General features: G+C 62.0%; 24 protein-coding genes. 1 reads left to right on the top strand and 23 read right to left on the bottom strand.

Annotated elements, in window-relative coordinates; all coding sequences use genetic code 11:
• Nucleotides 1-9: 9 nt before the first annotated feature.
• The 5 genes from ACS0OT_RS07335 to ACS0OT_RS07315 are packed head-to-tail and all read right to left on the bottom strand — an operon-like array spanning nucleotide 10 to nucleotide 5,334.
• Nucleotides 10-915, bottom strand: a complete 906-nt coding sequence (locus ACS0OT_RS07335; protein WP_442256141.1) for a hypothetical protein — start codon at nucleotides 913-915, stop codon at nucleotides 10-12.
• Nucleotides 916-966: 51 nt separating this feature from the next.
• Nucleotides 967-3,000, bottom strand: a complete 2,034-nt coding sequence (locus ACS0OT_RS07330) for a portal protein (RefSeq protein WP_442256140.1) — start codon at nucleotides 2,998-3,000, stop codon at nucleotides 967-969.
• Entirely contained in the window at nucleotides 3,000-4,505 is a 1,506-nt protein-coding gene (locus ACS0OT_RS07325) for a hypothetical protein (RefSeq protein WP_442256139.1), read from the bottom strand. The genes ACS0OT_RS07330 and ACS0OT_RS07325 overlap by 1 nt, the downstream gene beginning before the upstream one ends.
• Entirely contained in the window at nucleotides 4,495-4,926 is a 432-nt protein-coding gene (locus tag ACS0OT_RS07320; RefSeq protein ID WP_401733447.1) for a terminase small subunit protein, read from the bottom strand. The genes ACS0OT_RS07325 and ACS0OT_RS07320 overlap by 11 nt, the downstream gene beginning before the upstream one ends.
• A 3-nt stretch (nucleotides 4,927-4,929) precedes the next feature.
• Nucleotides 4,930-5,334, bottom strand: coding sequence for a hypothetical protein (locus ACS0OT_RS07315; RefSeq protein WP_442256138.1), 405 nt, complete (start codon nucleotides 5,332-5,334; stop codon nucleotides 4,930-4,932).
• A gap of 34 nt (nucleotides 5,335-5,368) precedes the next feature.
• Here ACS0OT_RS07315 and ACS0OT_RS07310 point away from each other — a divergent pair, with 34 nt between their 5' ends.
• The gene (locus ACS0OT_RS07310; protein WP_442256137.1) at nucleotides 5,369-5,749 is read left to right on the top strand and encodes a hypothetical protein; all 381 of its coding nucleotides are present in this window, start codon (nucleotides 5,369-5,371) and stop codon (nucleotides 5,747-5,749) included.
• A gap of 43 nt (nucleotides 5,750-5,792) precedes the next feature.
• On the opposite strand, the gene ACS0OT_RS07305 is transcribed toward ACS0OT_RS07310, so the two are convergent.
• From ACS0OT_RS07305 to ACS0OT_RS07220, 18 genes are all read right to left on the bottom strand, one after another.
• A complete protein-coding gene (locus tag ACS0OT_RS07305) occupies nucleotides 5,793-6,071 on the bottom strand; it encodes a hypothetical protein (RefSeq protein ID WP_442256136.1) in 279 nt (92 codons plus the stop codon).
• Nucleotides 6,068-6,394, bottom strand: a complete 327-nt coding sequence (locus ACS0OT_RS07300) for a hypothetical protein (protein WP_401733458.1) — start codon at nucleotides 6,392-6,394, stop codon at nucleotides 6,068-6,070. Before ACS0OT_RS07300 ends, ACS0OT_RS07305 begins: the two co-directional genes overlap by 4 nt.
• On the bottom strand, nucleotides 6,391-6,639 hold the full coding sequence (locus ACS0OT_RS07295; protein ID WP_401733461.1) for a hypothetical protein: 249 nt from the start codon (nucleotides 6,637-6,639) through the stop codon (nucleotides 6,391-6,393). The genes ACS0OT_RS07300 and ACS0OT_RS07295 overlap by 4 nt, the downstream gene beginning before the upstream one ends.
• Before the next feature lie 8 nt (nucleotides 6,640-6,647).
• Nucleotides 6,648-7,160, bottom strand: coding sequence for a glycoside hydrolase family 24 protein (locus ACS0OT_RS07290; RefSeq protein ID WP_442256135.1), 513 nt, complete (start codon nucleotides 7,158-7,160; stop codon nucleotides 6,648-6,650).
• Nucleotides 7,161-7,335: 175 nt separating this feature from the next.
• A complete protein-coding gene (locus ACS0OT_RS07285) occupies nucleotides 7,336-7,770 on the bottom strand; it encodes a hypothetical protein (RefSeq protein ID WP_442256134.1) in 435 nt (144 codons plus the stop codon).
• Nucleotides 7,760-7,984: a hypothetical protein gene (locus tag ACS0OT_RS07280; RefSeq protein WP_442256133.1), complete on the bottom strand. Its 225-nt coding sequence runs from the start codon at nucleotides 7,982-7,984 to the stop codon at nucleotides 7,760-7,762. Before ACS0OT_RS07280 ends, ACS0OT_RS07285 begins: the two co-directional genes overlap by 11 nt.
• Nucleotides 7,981-8,196, bottom strand: a complete 216-nt coding sequence (locus ACS0OT_RS07275) for a hypothetical protein (protein WP_442256132.1) — start codon at nucleotides 8,194-8,196, stop codon at nucleotides 7,981-7,983. The genes ACS0OT_RS07280 and ACS0OT_RS07275 overlap by 4 nt, the downstream gene beginning before the upstream one ends.
• Complete coding sequence (locus tag ACS0OT_RS07270) at nucleotides 8,193-8,537, bottom strand: RusA family crossover junction endodeoxyribonuclease (protein ID WP_442256131.1); 345 nt, start codon at nucleotides 8,535-8,537, stop codon at nucleotides 8,193-8,195. Before ACS0OT_RS07270 ends, ACS0OT_RS07275 begins: the two co-directional genes overlap by 4 nt.
• Complete coding sequence (locus ACS0OT_RS07265) at nucleotides 8,534-8,905, bottom strand: Ref family recombination enhancement nuclease (RefSeq protein WP_442256130.1); 372 nt, start codon at nucleotides 8,903-8,905, stop codon at nucleotides 8,534-8,536. Before ACS0OT_RS07265 ends, ACS0OT_RS07270 begins: the two co-directional genes overlap by 4 nt.
• Complete coding sequence (locus ACS0OT_RS07260; protein ID WP_442256129.1) at nucleotides 8,902-9,093, bottom strand: hypothetical protein; 192 nt, start codon at nucleotides 9,091-9,093, stop codon at nucleotides 8,902-8,904. Before ACS0OT_RS07260 ends, ACS0OT_RS07265 begins: the two co-directional genes overlap by 4 nt.
• The gene (locus ACS0OT_RS07255; RefSeq protein ID WP_442256128.1) at nucleotides 9,093-9,479 is read right to left on the bottom strand and encodes a hypothetical protein; all 387 of its coding nucleotides are present in this window, start codon (nucleotides 9,477-9,479) and stop codon (nucleotides 9,093-9,095) included. The genes ACS0OT_RS07260 and ACS0OT_RS07255 overlap by 1 nt, the downstream gene beginning before the upstream one ends.
• 246 nt (nucleotides 9,480-9,725) lie before the next feature.
• Complete coding sequence (locus tag ACS0OT_RS07250) at nucleotides 9,726-9,908, bottom strand: hypothetical protein (RefSeq protein WP_053505092.1); 183 nt, start codon at nucleotides 9,906-9,908, stop codon at nucleotides 9,726-9,728.
• Nucleotides 9,905-10,261: a recombination protein NinB gene (locus ACS0OT_RS07245; protein WP_442256127.1), complete on the bottom strand. Its 357-nt coding sequence runs from the start codon at nucleotides 10,259-10,261 to the stop codon at nucleotides 9,905-9,907. The genes ACS0OT_RS07250 and ACS0OT_RS07245 overlap by 4 nt, the downstream gene beginning before the upstream one ends.
• Nucleotides 10,262-10,305: 44 nt before the next feature.
• Entirely contained in the window at nucleotides 10,306-10,437 is a 132-nt protein-coding gene (locus ACS0OT_RS07240; RefSeq protein WP_258012092.1) for a hypothetical protein, read from the bottom strand.
• A 216-nt stretch (nucleotides 10,438-10,653) separates the two neighbouring features.
• A complete protein-coding gene (locus ACS0OT_RS07235; protein WP_442256126.1) occupies nucleotides 10,654-11,562 on the bottom strand; it encodes a YdaU family protein in 909 nt (302 codons plus the stop codon).
• A 3-nt stretch (nucleotides 11,563-11,565) separates the two neighbouring features.
• Nucleotides 11,566-11,877, bottom strand: coding sequence for a winged helix-turn-helix transcriptional regulator (locus tag ACS0OT_RS07230; RefSeq protein ID WP_442256125.1), 312 nt, complete (start codon nucleotides 11,875-11,877; stop codon nucleotides 11,566-11,568).
• Nucleotides 11,878-12,219: 342 nt separating this feature from the next.
• Nucleotides 12,220-12,405 carry a hypothetical protein gene (locus tag ACS0OT_RS07225; protein WP_019658943.1) on the bottom strand — a complete coding sequence of 62 codons (186 nt, stop codon included), beginning with the start codon at nucleotides 12,403-12,405 and terminating at the stop codon, nucleotides 12,220-12,222.
• Between the two features lie 45 nt (nucleotides 12,406-12,450).
• Nucleotides 12,451-12,660: a transcriptional regulator gene (locus tag ACS0OT_RS07220; RefSeq protein WP_442256124.1), complete on the bottom strand. Its 210-nt coding sequence runs from the start codon at nucleotides 12,658-12,660 to the stop codon at nucleotides 12,451-12,453.
• Between the last annotated feature and the right edge of the window lie 10 nt (nucleotides 12,661-12,670).

The raw sequence follows: 12,670 nt of genomic DNA, 5'->3' as shown, positions 1-12,670 counted from the left end.
AGTGTCTCCTTAGAGCCCACGGGCCTTGCGTTCTTTCCTGCGCTGCGCGTCGTAGTCGGCCATTGACATCTCGGTCAGGTCTTTCACGACAGGCGGAGCACCGGAGAGCGTGGTCACCGGAGGCGGGGCTTTGGTAACGGTTTTGGTTTCGGGCTGACGCGCTTGTTCAGCGGCAGCAGGGGCGGCCTGGGATTCCAACTTCGCCTCGATGCGACCGATGGCTCGGCTGGCACCCGTGGGACTCATGGCCGCAATACGCGCGGCTTCGTCCAGGTTCTGACCCAGGTAATAGGCGATAGCAGCTGGGTTGTCCGTTTCAGTAATGGCCTCAGCCATCGCGACTGACACGGGCACGCCGCCGTGGAACACGTCGTGGAAATCAGGGTGCTGCTCGGCAAATGCCTGCACGCTGTCCTGATATCTCTTGGCGCGCTCCTGTTCGCTTTCAGCCTCTTTGGCCTTCTGCGCACTCTTGGCGTCCTGCTGCTTGTGCCATTCGTACAATGCCTCGGTATAGGCGGCGACGTCGAATCCATACTGTTCCATGGTCGGTTTGTCGGAGGCTTGTTCCGTCTGGCTTGCCTGCTCCTGGCGCTGCTCAGGCTGCCGCTGATTGCGCATAGCCTGTTCACGCCAGTAGTCACGCTCCCGCTGAGCGTCGTATTTCTCACGCGTCAGCTCATCGATGCGCTTCCCCACACCCTTGTTCTTGGGCTTATGGGCGGCCGCATCATCCGTTTCCGAAGCTGCCGATCCTTCGGTGTCGTTCTGCTCGCCGGTCTGAACCTCCACCGTCTGCTCAGTGGTCTCCTTCTCCACTGGCTTCTGTGCTTCGGATTTCTCGGCTCGCGCGGCAATGCCCGCGTCCAGGTGGCTGTTGTCCACCGGACCCGGCTTGGTCACTTCGTCACTCATGTGCGCCTCTGGCGATATTGGCCCGGTGAACCTCACCGGTACGGTTTTGGATCACTGAAAAGAGAAGGGGCCCAGATGGGCCCCTTGCATTCCGATCTGCGTTGTCAGGAACGTTCGGAATAGCTCCTGTAGCTCTGCCTGCTGTTCCTTGGACATGTTGTCCAACTGGATGGATTCAGCCTGGGCGGCGTCCTTCTGGGCCGAGGCCATGTAGCTAACCGACTGCGCTTCGGACTTCTTCGCATCAGCCTGCATCTTCTGCGCCTGAGCCAGCTGCTCAGGGCTAGGCTGCTGTTGCTGCGGAAGCTCTTCACCCTCTTCCGGCTCAAGCAAACCGGCCTGGGCGACGATTCGGCGGGCGGCCTTACGCACGTCCTCAAGGCCCGGCATGTCAAGCGACTTGATGAAGCCATACTTGGCAACCATGCCCAGTGGGCTGGGGTCATTCGCCAGCTGCATCATCGCTTCGGCGGCTTCCATCCGCTGGGTCGTGTAGCTCGGACCGATGGTCACTGCAATGTCGTACCGCCCCTGAGACAGATCATTCAATGTCACCTCGCGGCCCGTCTGCTGATCAACAACTGTCTGATTGACTCGGATCACCTTCTCTGCGCCGTCCTCACCGATGATCCGGATCTGGCGTTCGGTGTCGTAAATCTTGGTAATCAGGTCGTTCGTGATCTCGAAGTCGTACTTCATGGCGTACGACAGGTTGTCGATGTAGTCGAAGTTGGCTACATCGCCCTCACGCTGCCGCGCCAAGATTGCCCTGCCGCTCGTCTCGTTGGACCGAGCGCCCAGGCTCGCATCGTAGATACCGGTCGCAGCCTTGATGTCGTCACTGCTGATAGCAGCGGCCTGGGCCAACGCTGCCGGGAACTGCGCTGTCGGCTCGCGTGAAGGCTTACCTGCATTCGGCAAGGATGCATCGGCCTTGTAGAACAGCACGGGAGGCCGCTTAGTCTTTAGCGACTGCCATTGCCCTTCATATCCAGCAATTGACTCAGCAGGCGCCATAAATGGTGCATATGGCTGATCGGACAGAACCTCGATAAAGGTCGACCGCTCGTAGTTGTACATGCGCTGGGCGTCCTTGCCGAAGCGGACCGCCCCGAAGAACGTCTCCTTACCGCCCAGGTTCAGGATTTCGCCCCACACCGGCACAAGCGGGATGAAACGGCCGGCCCACTCGTTGGGGCCTTCCAGGATCTCCGCGCCGGACACGATGCACTGCCAGACCTTCTCGCGGGTTGCCTTGCGGCTGCGCTGGACAGTGATTCCTGCCTGGGCCATCTCGTCCAGCACATCGGCGATCTCAGCCTCGTCGTAGGAGGCGCCGTTGGACATCAGGACCAGGGTGTACGTCTCGCTGGTCTTGTACCAGTATTCCGAGACGGTCACCTCCTCTTCTTGGAACCAGTCGCGATGCGTCTCGCCGCAGTCATCAACCGAAAGGAGCTTCGCATCAGGCCACTTCTCCCGGAATGCCGAGCGTGCCCATGTGCTGTCCACGAAGGCAAAGCGGGCATCTCGGCGATCTTTTGACTTGGCCGCAGGGTCGAACACCACCGTGTACGGATTGGCGATCTCTTCCTTGCGGATGACCATGTCAAAACCGCCGTCATCCTCGTAGCCGTAGTTGACGCGCCACACGCCGTAGCCGCCGCCCACCGCAAACTGGAAGGCCGTGTCCCGTGCCCGGTCGGCCTCGCTGGTCTGATCGATGTTGCGGATTAGGCCCTGACGGATCTCGGCCAGGTCAGCATCGCTATCCTCGACTGCCCTCACCTTCGCCTGCGGCCTGTTCTGGCGCTGGTCGTTGGTGATCTGCTTCATTGCCTGACGGAGCTTGTTGACCGTGTACATGGGGCGACCAGCACGGGTCTGGGCCATCCACTCGTCCCACTGCGTATCAGGCATGAAGGCAAACTCCATGTCCTGCTCGGCCAGCCGGTACTGGTTGCGCCAGTAGTCGCGGGCGTACTGGTGCCGGGACAGCATCTCCTTGTGGAGCGCCTCCTTGTCCACGCCCGACCGCTCCGTCGCGAACTTCGGATCTTCTGGCGTGTTCTTGTACTCAGCCATTAGGCGAATTCCGATGCGAAGTTGAGGCGGATAGGGGCAGCCACTGCCACAGGCTCAGCGAACGTCAGCGCCAACGCGTCCCAACCATCGGGGCTGCTGATGCCTCGCTCGCGCATATGCTCTTTTGACTCAAGGATCAGCCGTGAATGGCTGTCGTACCGATATCCAGGCCCGCAGGCATCGGCCTGCAGCGCGTCGTCGTCGGGGATCTCCACCCCCGCGATCTCTTCTAGCCATTCCTTCGACCGCATCCACATTTCGGCGCGACGGTTGGCGGGCCCGCCCCCATCCTTAGGCGGCTCCTGCGGGGCAGAGCCGAAGTTGACGGCCACGACAACCTTGCCGTAACCCATCTCCTTCAGCCGGTCGTAGACACCTGCACCGATTCCGCCAACGTCGATGAACATCTTGGCAGGGGCTTCTTCATCAATGACCTTCTTGGCCCAGCCCGCAACTGCCATCGTGTCCCATTTGGCCCGGCGCTCCAGACCAAACGCCTTGCCGCCTCGGCGCCGGATAATCGCTGTGCTGTCGTCGCCGAAGCGCGCCGGGTCCAGGCCGATCACCAGTGGCCCAGCCGGGTCCTTGATGGTCTTACGAGCCTGGGCCACCAATGCTGGCTTGATGTAGCTGTCGTGGCCGGACATCTGGAATGCCTCAGCTGCTGTAGCCGGGTATTCCTGTTTGAACAGCGCGGCGTCCTTCAGCTCGGAAATCTTGTTCCGGCGCCACGCCATTTGCTCCAAGTCCAGGCCATACAGCTGGGCGTAGGAGCGCTCGTCCTCATCCAGCTCAAATCCGGCCGGCACCGTGCGGCGGTACTCCTCCTGCCAGTACCACGGCACGAAGATAGCTATGAAGTCGCCTTCACCGCGCTCAGCTGCCTGCCAGTTCTGGTGGAAGAAGTTGCCGATGCCGTTGGCCGTGGATTCGAGAATGACCTCGGTCCCATCCTCATTAGGCACCGCCTGCAGAACGCCAGCCGCATGTGTCTCCGCGTTCTTCCAGAACGCCACCTCAGATCCATGGAACAGCTGGATCGTGCTAGAGCGGCCGACGCCCTTGGTGCCAGCCGTTCCGACCTTGTAACCACTGTCCAGGCCATCGAACAACAGCTCCTTGGCGTTTGCCGCCCCCGTGCTGGGACGAACGAACTCGGGGCAGTTCTCGTGATACCTGTTCACCATCTCGAACAGGTTCTGAGTAGCCGCATCCTCGTGCGTCAGGATGAAGGTCCTAACCCCCCTCCTCCACGATGACGTGTGGTAATACCTAGCAGAGACGTAGGTCGAGCAACCCTGCTGACGGCCCTTCAGGATCAGCGCCCTAACCTTCCCGGTAGCGGCCTTCTGCTCCTCCAGCCGCTCATGAATGTAGGCCTGAGCCCTGTTGAACCGAAGCGCCTGGACGGCGCCCGACTTGCTGCGGATGAACATGCAGTTCTTGGAGTAGAACTCCAGGTCGTCCCGCAGCCGGCGCCGCGCCTCGACCTCCTCAGTCTTCAAGCGAGGCAAGCCACTGTTCATGGGTCAACGTCACGTTAGTGACCGTGCTGTCCAGGCGGTCGCCGTACTTCTTGGGCTTCAGCTTGCTTGCCACCCACTTGCGGGTGTCGACCCGCAGCCGATTACGAGCAACCGCCGTGGAGTCATACACCACCATGGTCGTCCCGCCGTCGGCATCCTTGACCACGGTTTCCTGTTCGTCCGAGATCGCAACCAGCTCGTCGGCAAAGGATTCAGCCTGCTCATCCCTCGCACGTGCGTATTGGTCTTGGAACTCCTTGTGCTTGCCCAGCCACCTGAACACGGTGGCCTTGCTAGGCATACCTTCACAGGCGCAGATGGCCCGTAGCGATTCACCGTCCGCTATCCGTTCGCAGATCACGTCAGCGATCTGGTCGTTGTAGTCAGTAGGGCGTGCCATGGCTTACGAAAGGGGGATGTCGGGTGGGAATGCCACCAGCTGCTGAGGGCCGGTGATCCAGTTGTCATTGCGGACATAGCGGGCGGGCAGGATGCGCAGGACATGCCACTGGCAGTAGCGCTCCCCGTTGCTCAGCTCCGCGTCTAGGCGGATGCAGCAGGCGCCGTCGATCTGGGCCTGCACATTGATCGAGACCTTGCGGCCATCTACAACCGGGTCAGACATGACGCCGGTCCAGTTGTCGAGGGTGTTCCACGTTGCCTTGGAGATGGTCACCCCTGGCGGCAGCGCACCGTTGAAGTCGGTGACCAGCTGTCGCCGCTCGGGGCTGTAGACCTGCCCGTAGTGCACGCGATCCCGGTTGTGGGCCGACACTACGCAGCGGGTCACTCGACCGATGTCACTCACGGTCAGCCCTCACCAAGGCTTGGAGCCCACGGACTTGGGCGTCACAGGCTGCTGCGGCACGAACAATTCGGCCCGCACTGTCTGCTCGGTCGTCGGCGGCACCATCAGGCTGGCCGGAGGCGGCGGCAAGGTCGGACACTCGGGCCTCACAGCCTGCCCAGCGCTGCTGCAGGCGGAGGTTACCAGCACGCAGGCCATCAGCGACAGCCGCGCCTTTCGATTCAGCATCTGCCTTCTCCTGCTCGTACTGGGTTGCGACTGCCTCGGCACGCTTGACCCGCTGGCGCTCGACCGCGATCACGGCGATGGCGTTGTCGCGCTCCTGCTCGGCCACATTCTTGGCCGTCTGGGCGTTGTCTCGGGCGCGCTCTGCCTGAGCTACCGTCCCGCGCTGCCACACGGCAACGCCCACTAGGAGCAATACGGATCCCAGCAGGACACGGGACAGGATGCTCATCTCAGGCCTGCGGTTTCCGCTGGCTGATGAACTTGGCGACAAAGCCGACGCCAGCAAAGATGCGGATGAAAGTGGTGATGGCCGATGGCATGGCCTCATCAGCCAACATGCCAAGGGCGGCTGCCCCGGCGTACAGGCCGTCCGGGCTGGCGAGCAGTGCACCCCACAGCCAGGTGGTCCAGTGCTTCAGGGTGTCCTTGATCGGGGCAATGCCCTGCGGCAGGAAACTGGCCTTCGCCGGACGCTTAGGCGGGGTGATGATTGGGGTCGGGCTGCTCATTGCTTGTCGCGCTCCTTCTTGCGCTGGAGTTCTTTTTCGATCTCTTCAGCGGCCTTGGGAGCCACCATGTAGACAGCAGCGCGGTAGGCCTCAGCCTGGCGCACAGCCACCTCAGCACTGGACGCCGTGTGGGCGATCCAGGCCGAACCCATCACCACCCCAGCCAGAGCCACGCCAATGGCGATTCCGTTCCACACGGAACCAGCGCCCTCAAGGCGGACCACATTCCCGTTGGCGGATGACCCATTCAGACGGCCAAGCGCCGAATCAAGGCGCTCCAGCCCCGCACGGAAATCCCGCGCCAGCTCATCGTTAGCGCTCATTTCCTATAGGGCTCCGAGAACACTGGAACGTCCATCTTGGTGGCGATTCGGTAGATCACGTCCCGCAGGCTGTGGATCTCTTCCTTCACTTCCTGCAGCGCGCCCTGCTTCAGCATGTTCTCGGCCACATAGAGCTTGTGCTTGTTGTGGTCCTGCCAGAGCATCCAGATCCAGCCCGTCAGTGCCCCTACGCCCAGCATCAGGCAGGGAACGACAATGGCGAGGATACGGACCAGGATGTCCATGGTTTCAGTCATGCGGCTACCGCCCCACCAGCATTACGGTAGGCAGCGATCAGCTTCTCCAGCGCACGCTCGGGCTGCCCGTAACCAGCGCCAGGCAGGCTTGCCCAGATGTTCCGGACTCGCGCTATCGCCTCCTGAATCCGTCCCGCTTGGATAAGCGGGATGGCTCGGCGCTCACGGATCAACTGAATGGCCCAAAGGTCCTGAGACAGCGGGCCGAAGTCAGGAAGCTTCAGCAGATCCCTGTAGTGGGCATAGTCCTTCAACATGAACTGGTAGCGTCCAGACGCGCTAGAGCGCAGCCCCTTCCGGGTGATCAGCTTCGATTCGCGGCCCTTGGAGAACGGGTGGACCGAGTAGTCGGAGAACGTCTCCGGCTTCCTATCCACACCAGTCACGATCACGTCGTAGCCCCGGTCCTTTGTTGCTGGGCTGGTGCTGGTCCCCTCGGACCACGCCAACATGTCAAGGAAAGCGACCATGTTCCGGCCGCCAGCTTTGGTTTCGCTGATCTCGGCCATGGTTCTCTCCAATGGGCGCCCGCCCCGCTGCCAGCTATGCGCGAGGGTTGATCTGGACGGGGAAGCGGGCAAAGAAAAAGCCCCCGAAATTCGGAGGCTTCTATGTCACAGTGCCTGAAAAGTTACTCTAGAGGTGCGCACCTCTGCAAGATGGCTTCGCCAAAAACACCTCAAATCAGGCTGCCTGAGCCATCGCGATCCCTCGCATGGCGCCTTTCACCTCTGCGAACGCCACGTCATGCAGTGTCAGGTAGTGCCGCTGGCTTACTGGCCTCTCCCCGACGTGCACCAACAGAAGGTTGGCCGTCTCCCAACGTTCCACCTTCCTACGACCCATGCCGCAGTAGTAGGCACGCAACACGCAGGCATAGACCACCTGGTCCCTGCCGATGCTGTAGACGATGTCCTCTACCCGCTGGGCGCGCAGGTCCGTCTCCAGCGGCTTGAACCCCTGCACCCGCCCAGGCATCTCGCCATGGTGTTCGATCAGGACAGCTAGCAGGTTCTTTGATTGGTGACCCAGGTACTCACAGTCGCGGTGTAGCGCAAACTCCCTGCCCCAATGCTCCAGCTCGGCCCGAACGTATGCCCCGAAGGTATCAGCTTGCATGAGGAGCCTCCTTTTCATTGATGGTGCTGCCGAAGCTGTAGCGCTTTGTTCCGTGTCGCCCGAGGCTCTGGATCTGGCCGCGCCGTGCCATCTGGTCCACGTCATGGGCGACTCGCTTGGATTCGATCCCCGCCATCCCTTGGCAGACATCGCCCATGAAGTGCCATCCCGGGTTCTCTGCCAGCCACTGCCGGATCTGCTGTGCGCGGCTCATTTCCCGTACCTCAGCTCAAGCAGTAGTTGCAGCTCATGGATGGCCTTCTCGATGTCCTGCCTACCCTTACCAGTATCGCGGTTGTGGCGGGTCAGGCGCTTGACCACACAGCCCTCCAGAAAGCCGAGCTGGTTGGCCTCGATGTACTGAACCGGCTGGATGCCGCCCTCTCGGTAATGGCTACCCCCGATCTGGGTGTCGAGCGCGCTCATGCTGCCTCCAGCGTGATTTCCAGGCGTGGATTGGCCTTGTCCAGCCCTGCCCGCCTGATGGATAGCTGCACGATCTGGCTGTCGTCGTCGTAGATGCCGGCGTGGCACAGGGCATCAAGGGGAGCCTTCAGCAGGTTGTCGACATCGCGGCGCCGGTTGTCCGGCAGCCAAGCCTCGATGCTGACTCTGACCTTTGCCGACCCGAATCGATTCCCAGTGACAGCTGCGGCGACTGCCTCCTGTCGGTAGGAGCGCCCGTCAGCCGAAATCAGCATCCGGCCCCGGAACGTGCGCCAGTAGCGGTTCACCGACGGGGGCCATGGGAGGATGACGAGACTCAAGCCGCCTCCCCGATGCCCAGCATCTTGTTCTGGCGCTCCAGCAGAACGGCGTCGCTGCCGAATGCCGCGTGGAACGTCTTGCTGCCGTCCATGAGGCTAGGGCCGTAATGGGCCCTCATTTCCTGATGGGTGCAGCCCCAATTGACCAGCCCGCGATGGTGCCAAGCGCAAAGGCCCAGCCCATCCATGTGCCCAATGCGCCGCCCGCCACTCAGCAGGTGGTGGTAGTCGCAGCCTGGGTGGACCATGAAGAACTGCGGCGCGTCTTCCTGCTCGCTGCGGATGACGCAGGCCACGCACAGGCCTTCCTTGCAGGCCGCAATGCGGGCAGCCTCGGCTGCGGTCGGGGTCCCGGTGGAGTGCTTCACGCCGCCCTCCCCTGCCGCCGATGCTCGTCCTGATCCGCCAGGCCCCAGTAGTGCTGGAACGCCTTGGCCTCGTCCGTGCCTTCATCGAACGGGCACGAGGTGATCGGCTTGCGGTCGAGCCTGGCGCTGTAACCGGCGTTGCTCGCCTCGGTCAGTCGGCTACGGGTCTTGTAGTCGGAGAAGTCCATTACGGCACCTCCGGGCGAGCGGCGAGCCACTGCAAATCAGCGATTGCGGCATGCCAGTTGCTGCGGCTGTACTTACCCTCAGTGAAATTCGGGGCGCCCCCCATGTCAGGCAGTTCTACCGGCACCAGCACGTAGCCCTCGGGCGGCCCCAACTCCGCGATCACCGACAGAATCCGGCCATCGTCGTCCTGCCGTGTGACTGCCACGGCCTGGCCTGCCTCGTTTCGGGTCACGACTACATAGCCCTCGGGCGGCGTGAGGGCTGAGCGGTCAGCTCGACGCTGGGCTATCTGCGCGGCTTCTATTGCCGCATCAGCCTGAGCCTCAAATTTATCCGCCAGCGTGAGGGCGGCGATGATTGCCGCCATTGCTTCACGGGTCGTCACGGTGCCACCCAAGCTTCCACCAAGAGCCTCGCTTCGTATTCACCGAGTTCGTCGGCCAGCAGTTCCTGCGCCCGCTTCTCGATGGCGTCCATCAGCCCTTCTCCCCAGCGAGGTCAGCGCGCGAGCCATGGAATCCGCCAACGCATGTGTATGCCATATGCACGCTCCAATGTGCGCCACAAACTGGGCATCTCATGACCTCGGCCTTCCCCGCCGTAGTGCTGGTGTCGATCTGTTCGAGGTTCATCAGTGCGCCCTTGCGATTTCCAGAGCCGAAAGATCCAGCGCTGCAAACTCGCCGTTGTCTAGTTTCACTACGGCTGATGCCAGTTCTCCGCCGTCATTACGCATGACCTCAACCACCTCGCCATAGATGGATTCCTCATGGAATGACAGACGGTCGCCGATGTTGATCGTTTCAAGGTTCATGCTGCCTCCGCAAAGTCGTTGGGGTTAAAGCCGAGTCCAAGCAGGACCACGTCTGACCAGCGCACGGGCTTGGCCGAAAGTCCTTGTTCGTCGGGGTGGTCGCCGATCTGCAGGAGCGCTGTTATTGCCTCAGCTGCCTGCGAGCGGGAGAGTTTCAGGCTGGATCCGCCCAGCATGATGAAACCCTGTGCACCTTCTCCACGGTCGATAGCGGGCATCATTCGCCAGCCCAAGACCGTGCCAGCGACCATGTGGCGCCAGTCGTCTTTGCTCAGGCGATTGCCATGCCAGGAAAGCTGCGCAGCCAGGTCTCCGCAAACGGCGTTGAGCATCTTGCGCTGCTTTTCAGTCATGCCACCATGGCCTTCCAGCTTCCAGTCGCTAGGAGATGTGGCATTCACTTCTCACCCCCAATCCAGGTTCGGATGAACCAGCGCACGTCGCACAGCTTCCAGCCCACGACTGCGGCGATCTCGGCCACGCTGCAGCGCTCGGCGTGCAGGAGGCGGACGGTTGATGCTTTGCTCATCGACGGATCCCCAAGACACTTGCCAGTTCACGGGCGGCCTGTTCGGCACGCTCCGGATTGGCCTTGATCGGCTGTTTCGTGATCGCCAGCTGTTCGCGAGGCGGCATAGCCTCCAGCAGCGAGGATGGGAGCGGCCACTGGCGGGAGTCACGGCACAACACGGCGAAGGCCCTACGGAAGCGCGGTGCGTCCAGCTGCTGGTCAAACTCGCGGCCCTCAGTGATGGCCTCCAGCCAGACGGCGGCGGTCAGCTGGATAACCTCCGCTGCCGGAGTCCGCTCCAGGCCCAAGCACATGAGCCTCTTGAGGCCCTCCGCAATTTCCCGACTGATCCAGTCCACCATTTCCAAATGCCTCCAAAGCCATGAGTGCTTGCGCGGTTTTGCCCAGCTGCGTCATCGGTTGGGCCGTTTGAGGCCCTGCCCTTGCCGACTCCTGCGGCACGTCCTCCCACCGGGCTTGGTTGAGGTAGGTCGACCCCATCGGCACGTAACCGCGCCGCCAGCCGTCGTCATGGGCTTCCATCAGCCGCACATGGCCGATCAGCTCGTCGCAGCGCCCGTCCAGCTTCCGGCGCTTCCATGTCTTCTCGGCCTCCTGCTTGCCCTTCTTGTTCGGGTAAGCAGCCCAGAAGTCGGCGAAGCGGCACCGTGCGGCCAGCGGCTGCACATGCTGTTGCTCTTGCTGTTCTTCTTGGAGATTGGTGTCTGGTGTATGGAGAGCTTTCGATTGGGTTTCTGAAACGGAACCCAGCGAAAAGGGTTGGGTTTCTTTAGGTTCTTTCTCTTGAACCTGTTGGTTCTTTGGGGGGCGACCGCCGCGACGCCCGTTCTCCCGAGCGGCTTCGATTTTGGCCTGATAGCGCGCAATCTCTTCGTCAGCGCGCTTGTTGTGCCAGCCGGTGTCGGTCAGGGTGAAGAACTCGTCCAGCACAGCCTGGACCGCTTCCAGCTCTTCCTGAGAACGAGCGCCAGCCAAGCGGGCAACCTGCTTCACATCGGCAGGCAACGCCTCTTCCTGCAGGTAGTACCGGCGCAGGAGACGGCTGTAGATGGCGTCCTCGATCAGCGACAGGTGCGCCGTCGCTGCTGCGTAGTCACCGAGGTGGAGCTCAAAATAGTTCATGGCTCAGGCGGCCTTCGGACCTTCGTCACTGCTGATCGGGAACCACGTGCAGCCGCTGCGGCCATTGCTGGCCGAACACTTGCGGACCATCCCGCGCCGAATGAGGCCCTGCTTTTCCAGCTCGGGCAGTCGACGGGCCAACATGAAGCGATCCAGCCCGGTAGCACGGGCCAGTTCCAGGCTGGTCAGGCCCGGGTACTTGCGGACCGCCGAAGCGGCCTGCGAGTGCTGCTGAGCCTGAGCGCCAGACGACACCAGGTGCGCTGCGGCTTCGTGGCTGCTGCTGGGATCGGTGTAGCGAGCTGGATGGTTCATGTGGATTCCTCAGCCCTTGATCGGGCGGGCGTGTAGCGGGATGACTCGGTCGGCGCGGGCTTTGTCTGCTCCCCGCTGTAGCCAGCCGGGTGAGAAGTTGCGCCAGGGGTGAGTCGTCTTCTTCTTAGGTGTCTGGGGCGTCACGTTTCAGGGCCTGAAAAGGAACAACGGAGCCGTGCTGGGCTGGGAGCCGATAGCGCCTATCAAGCTCAGCGCGGGCGGCGTGGATCAGTGCTTCGTGCAGTGGAAGCCCTTGGGCCTCCGCGTATTCCTCAAGCCTTCGGCGCTCATCGCGCGACAGCTGTATTTCCATAGGCCCTCCCCGGGGACTTGTATGGACCTTCAGGCGGCATCGCGGTCGGAGCTACGCTGTTCGAGAGAAGCAATCCCAGCCAGGACCAGCTCCCGCACGAACACTGCGGGCTGACGACCGTTGAAGTTGGCGAGAGCCTCGATCACTGCCTTTTCCGAGTCGTTGAAACGGACCTTGATCGGGTTGTCGCGGAGGTGTGTGGGGTCTGCGTACATAGATGGAGCCTTGTCAATGAGGGAGAAATCGAAGTGAGAAATGCCCTAGGCGGCTCTGGGAGTCCGCTTCTTCTTTGGAGCCGGTCCGAACACGTCGGGGCGGAGGTCGTGGCGGGAGACGCCAGTGGCCTCTTCAATCGCCAGCACGTATTCCGCAGGCACCCTCTTCCACTGGCTCACGGCCTGAGAGGAAACACCGCACACCCGTCCGATATGGGCGGGACCACCAAGCGCTTTGAGGGAGATGTTCTTCATGGGTAAGCAC

Source organism: Stenotrophomonas maltophilia group sp. RY12688, from assembly GCF_052149045.1.
Classification (GTDB): domain Bacteria; phylum Pseudomonadota; class Gammaproteobacteria; order Xanthomonadales; family Xanthomonadaceae; genus Stenotrophomonas; species Stenotrophomonas sepilia.
The sequence above is the reverse complement of the archived record's forward strand: the minus strand, read 5'-3'. Positions and strand labels throughout refer to the sequence as shown.

Excerpts from the sequence above, each read along its gene's own strand:
- ACS0OT_RS07335 (WP_442256141.1), bottom strand. The coding sequence starts at position 915 with ATGAGTGACGAAGTGACCAAGCCGGGTCCGGTGGACAACAGCCACCTG.
- ACS0OT_RS07330 (WP_442256140.1), bottom strand. The coding sequence starts at position 3,000 with ATGGCTGAGTACAAGAACACGCCAGAAGATCCGAAGTTCGCGACGGAG.
- ACS0OT_RS07320 (WP_401733447.1), bottom strand. The coding sequence starts at position 4,926 with ATGGCACGCCCTACTGACTACAACGACCAGATCGCTGACGTGATCTGC.
- ACS0OT_RS07305 (WP_442256136.1), bottom strand. The coding sequence starts at position 6,071 with ATGAGCAGCCCGACCCCAATCATCACCCCGCCTAAGCGTCCGGCGAAG.
- ACS0OT_RS07300 (WP_401733458.1), bottom strand. The coding sequence starts at position 6,394 with ATGAGCGCTAACGATGAGCTGGCGCGGGATTTCCGTGCGGGGCTGGAG.
- ACS0OT_RS07295 (WP_401733461.1), bottom strand. The coding sequence starts at position 6,639 with ATGGACATCCTGGTCCGTATCCTCGCCATTGTCGTTCCCTGCCTGATG.
- ACS0OT_RS07290 (WP_442256135.1), bottom strand. The coding sequence starts at position 7,160 with ATGGCCGAGATCAGCGAAACCAAAGCTGGCGGCCGGAACATGGTCGCT.
- ACS0OT_RS07285 (WP_442256134.1), bottom strand. The coding sequence starts at position 7,770 with ATGCAAGCTGATACCTTCGGGGCATACGTTCGGGCCGAGCTGGAGCAT.
- ACS0OT_RS07280 (WP_442256133.1), bottom strand. The coding sequence starts at position 7,984 with ATGAGCCGCGCACAGCAGATCCGGCAGTGGCTGGCAGAGAACCCGGGA.
- ACS0OT_RS07275 (WP_442256132.1), bottom strand. The coding sequence starts at position 8,196 with ATGAGCGCGCTCGACACCCAGATCGGGGGTAGCCATTACCGAGAGGGC.
- ACS0OT_RS07260 (WP_442256129.1), bottom strand. The coding sequence starts at position 9,093 with ATGGACTTCTCCGACTACAAGACCCGTAGCCGACTGACCGAGGCGAGC.
- ACS0OT_RS07250 (WP_053505092.1), bottom strand. The coding sequence starts at position 9,908 with ATGAACCTTGAAACGATCAACATCGGCGACCGTCTGTCATTCCATGAG.
- ACS0OT_RS07245 (WP_442256127.1), bottom strand. The coding sequence starts at position 10,261 with ATGACTGAAAAGCAGCGCAAGATGCTCAACGCCGTTTGCGGAGACCTG.
- ACS0OT_RS07240 (WP_258012092.1), bottom strand. The coding sequence starts at position 10,437 with ATGAGCAAAGCATCAACCGTCCGCCTCCTGCACGCCGAGCGCTGCAGC.
- ACS0OT_RS07235 (WP_442256126.1), bottom strand. The coding sequence starts at position 11,562 with ATGAACTATTTTGAGCTCCACCTCGGTGACTACGCAGCAGCGACGGCG.
- ACS0OT_RS07230 (WP_442256125.1), bottom strand. The coding sequence starts at position 11,877 with ATGAACCATCCAGCTCGCTACACCGATCCCAGCAGCAGCCACGAAGCC.
- ACS0OT_RS07225 (WP_019658943.1), bottom strand. The coding sequence starts at position 12,405 with ATGTACGCAGACCCCACACACCTCCGCGACAACCCGATCAAGGTCCGT.
- ACS0OT_RS07220 (WP_442256124.1), bottom strand. The coding sequence starts at position 12,660 with ATGAAGAACATCTCCCTCAAAGCGCTTGGTGGTCCCGCCCATATCGGA.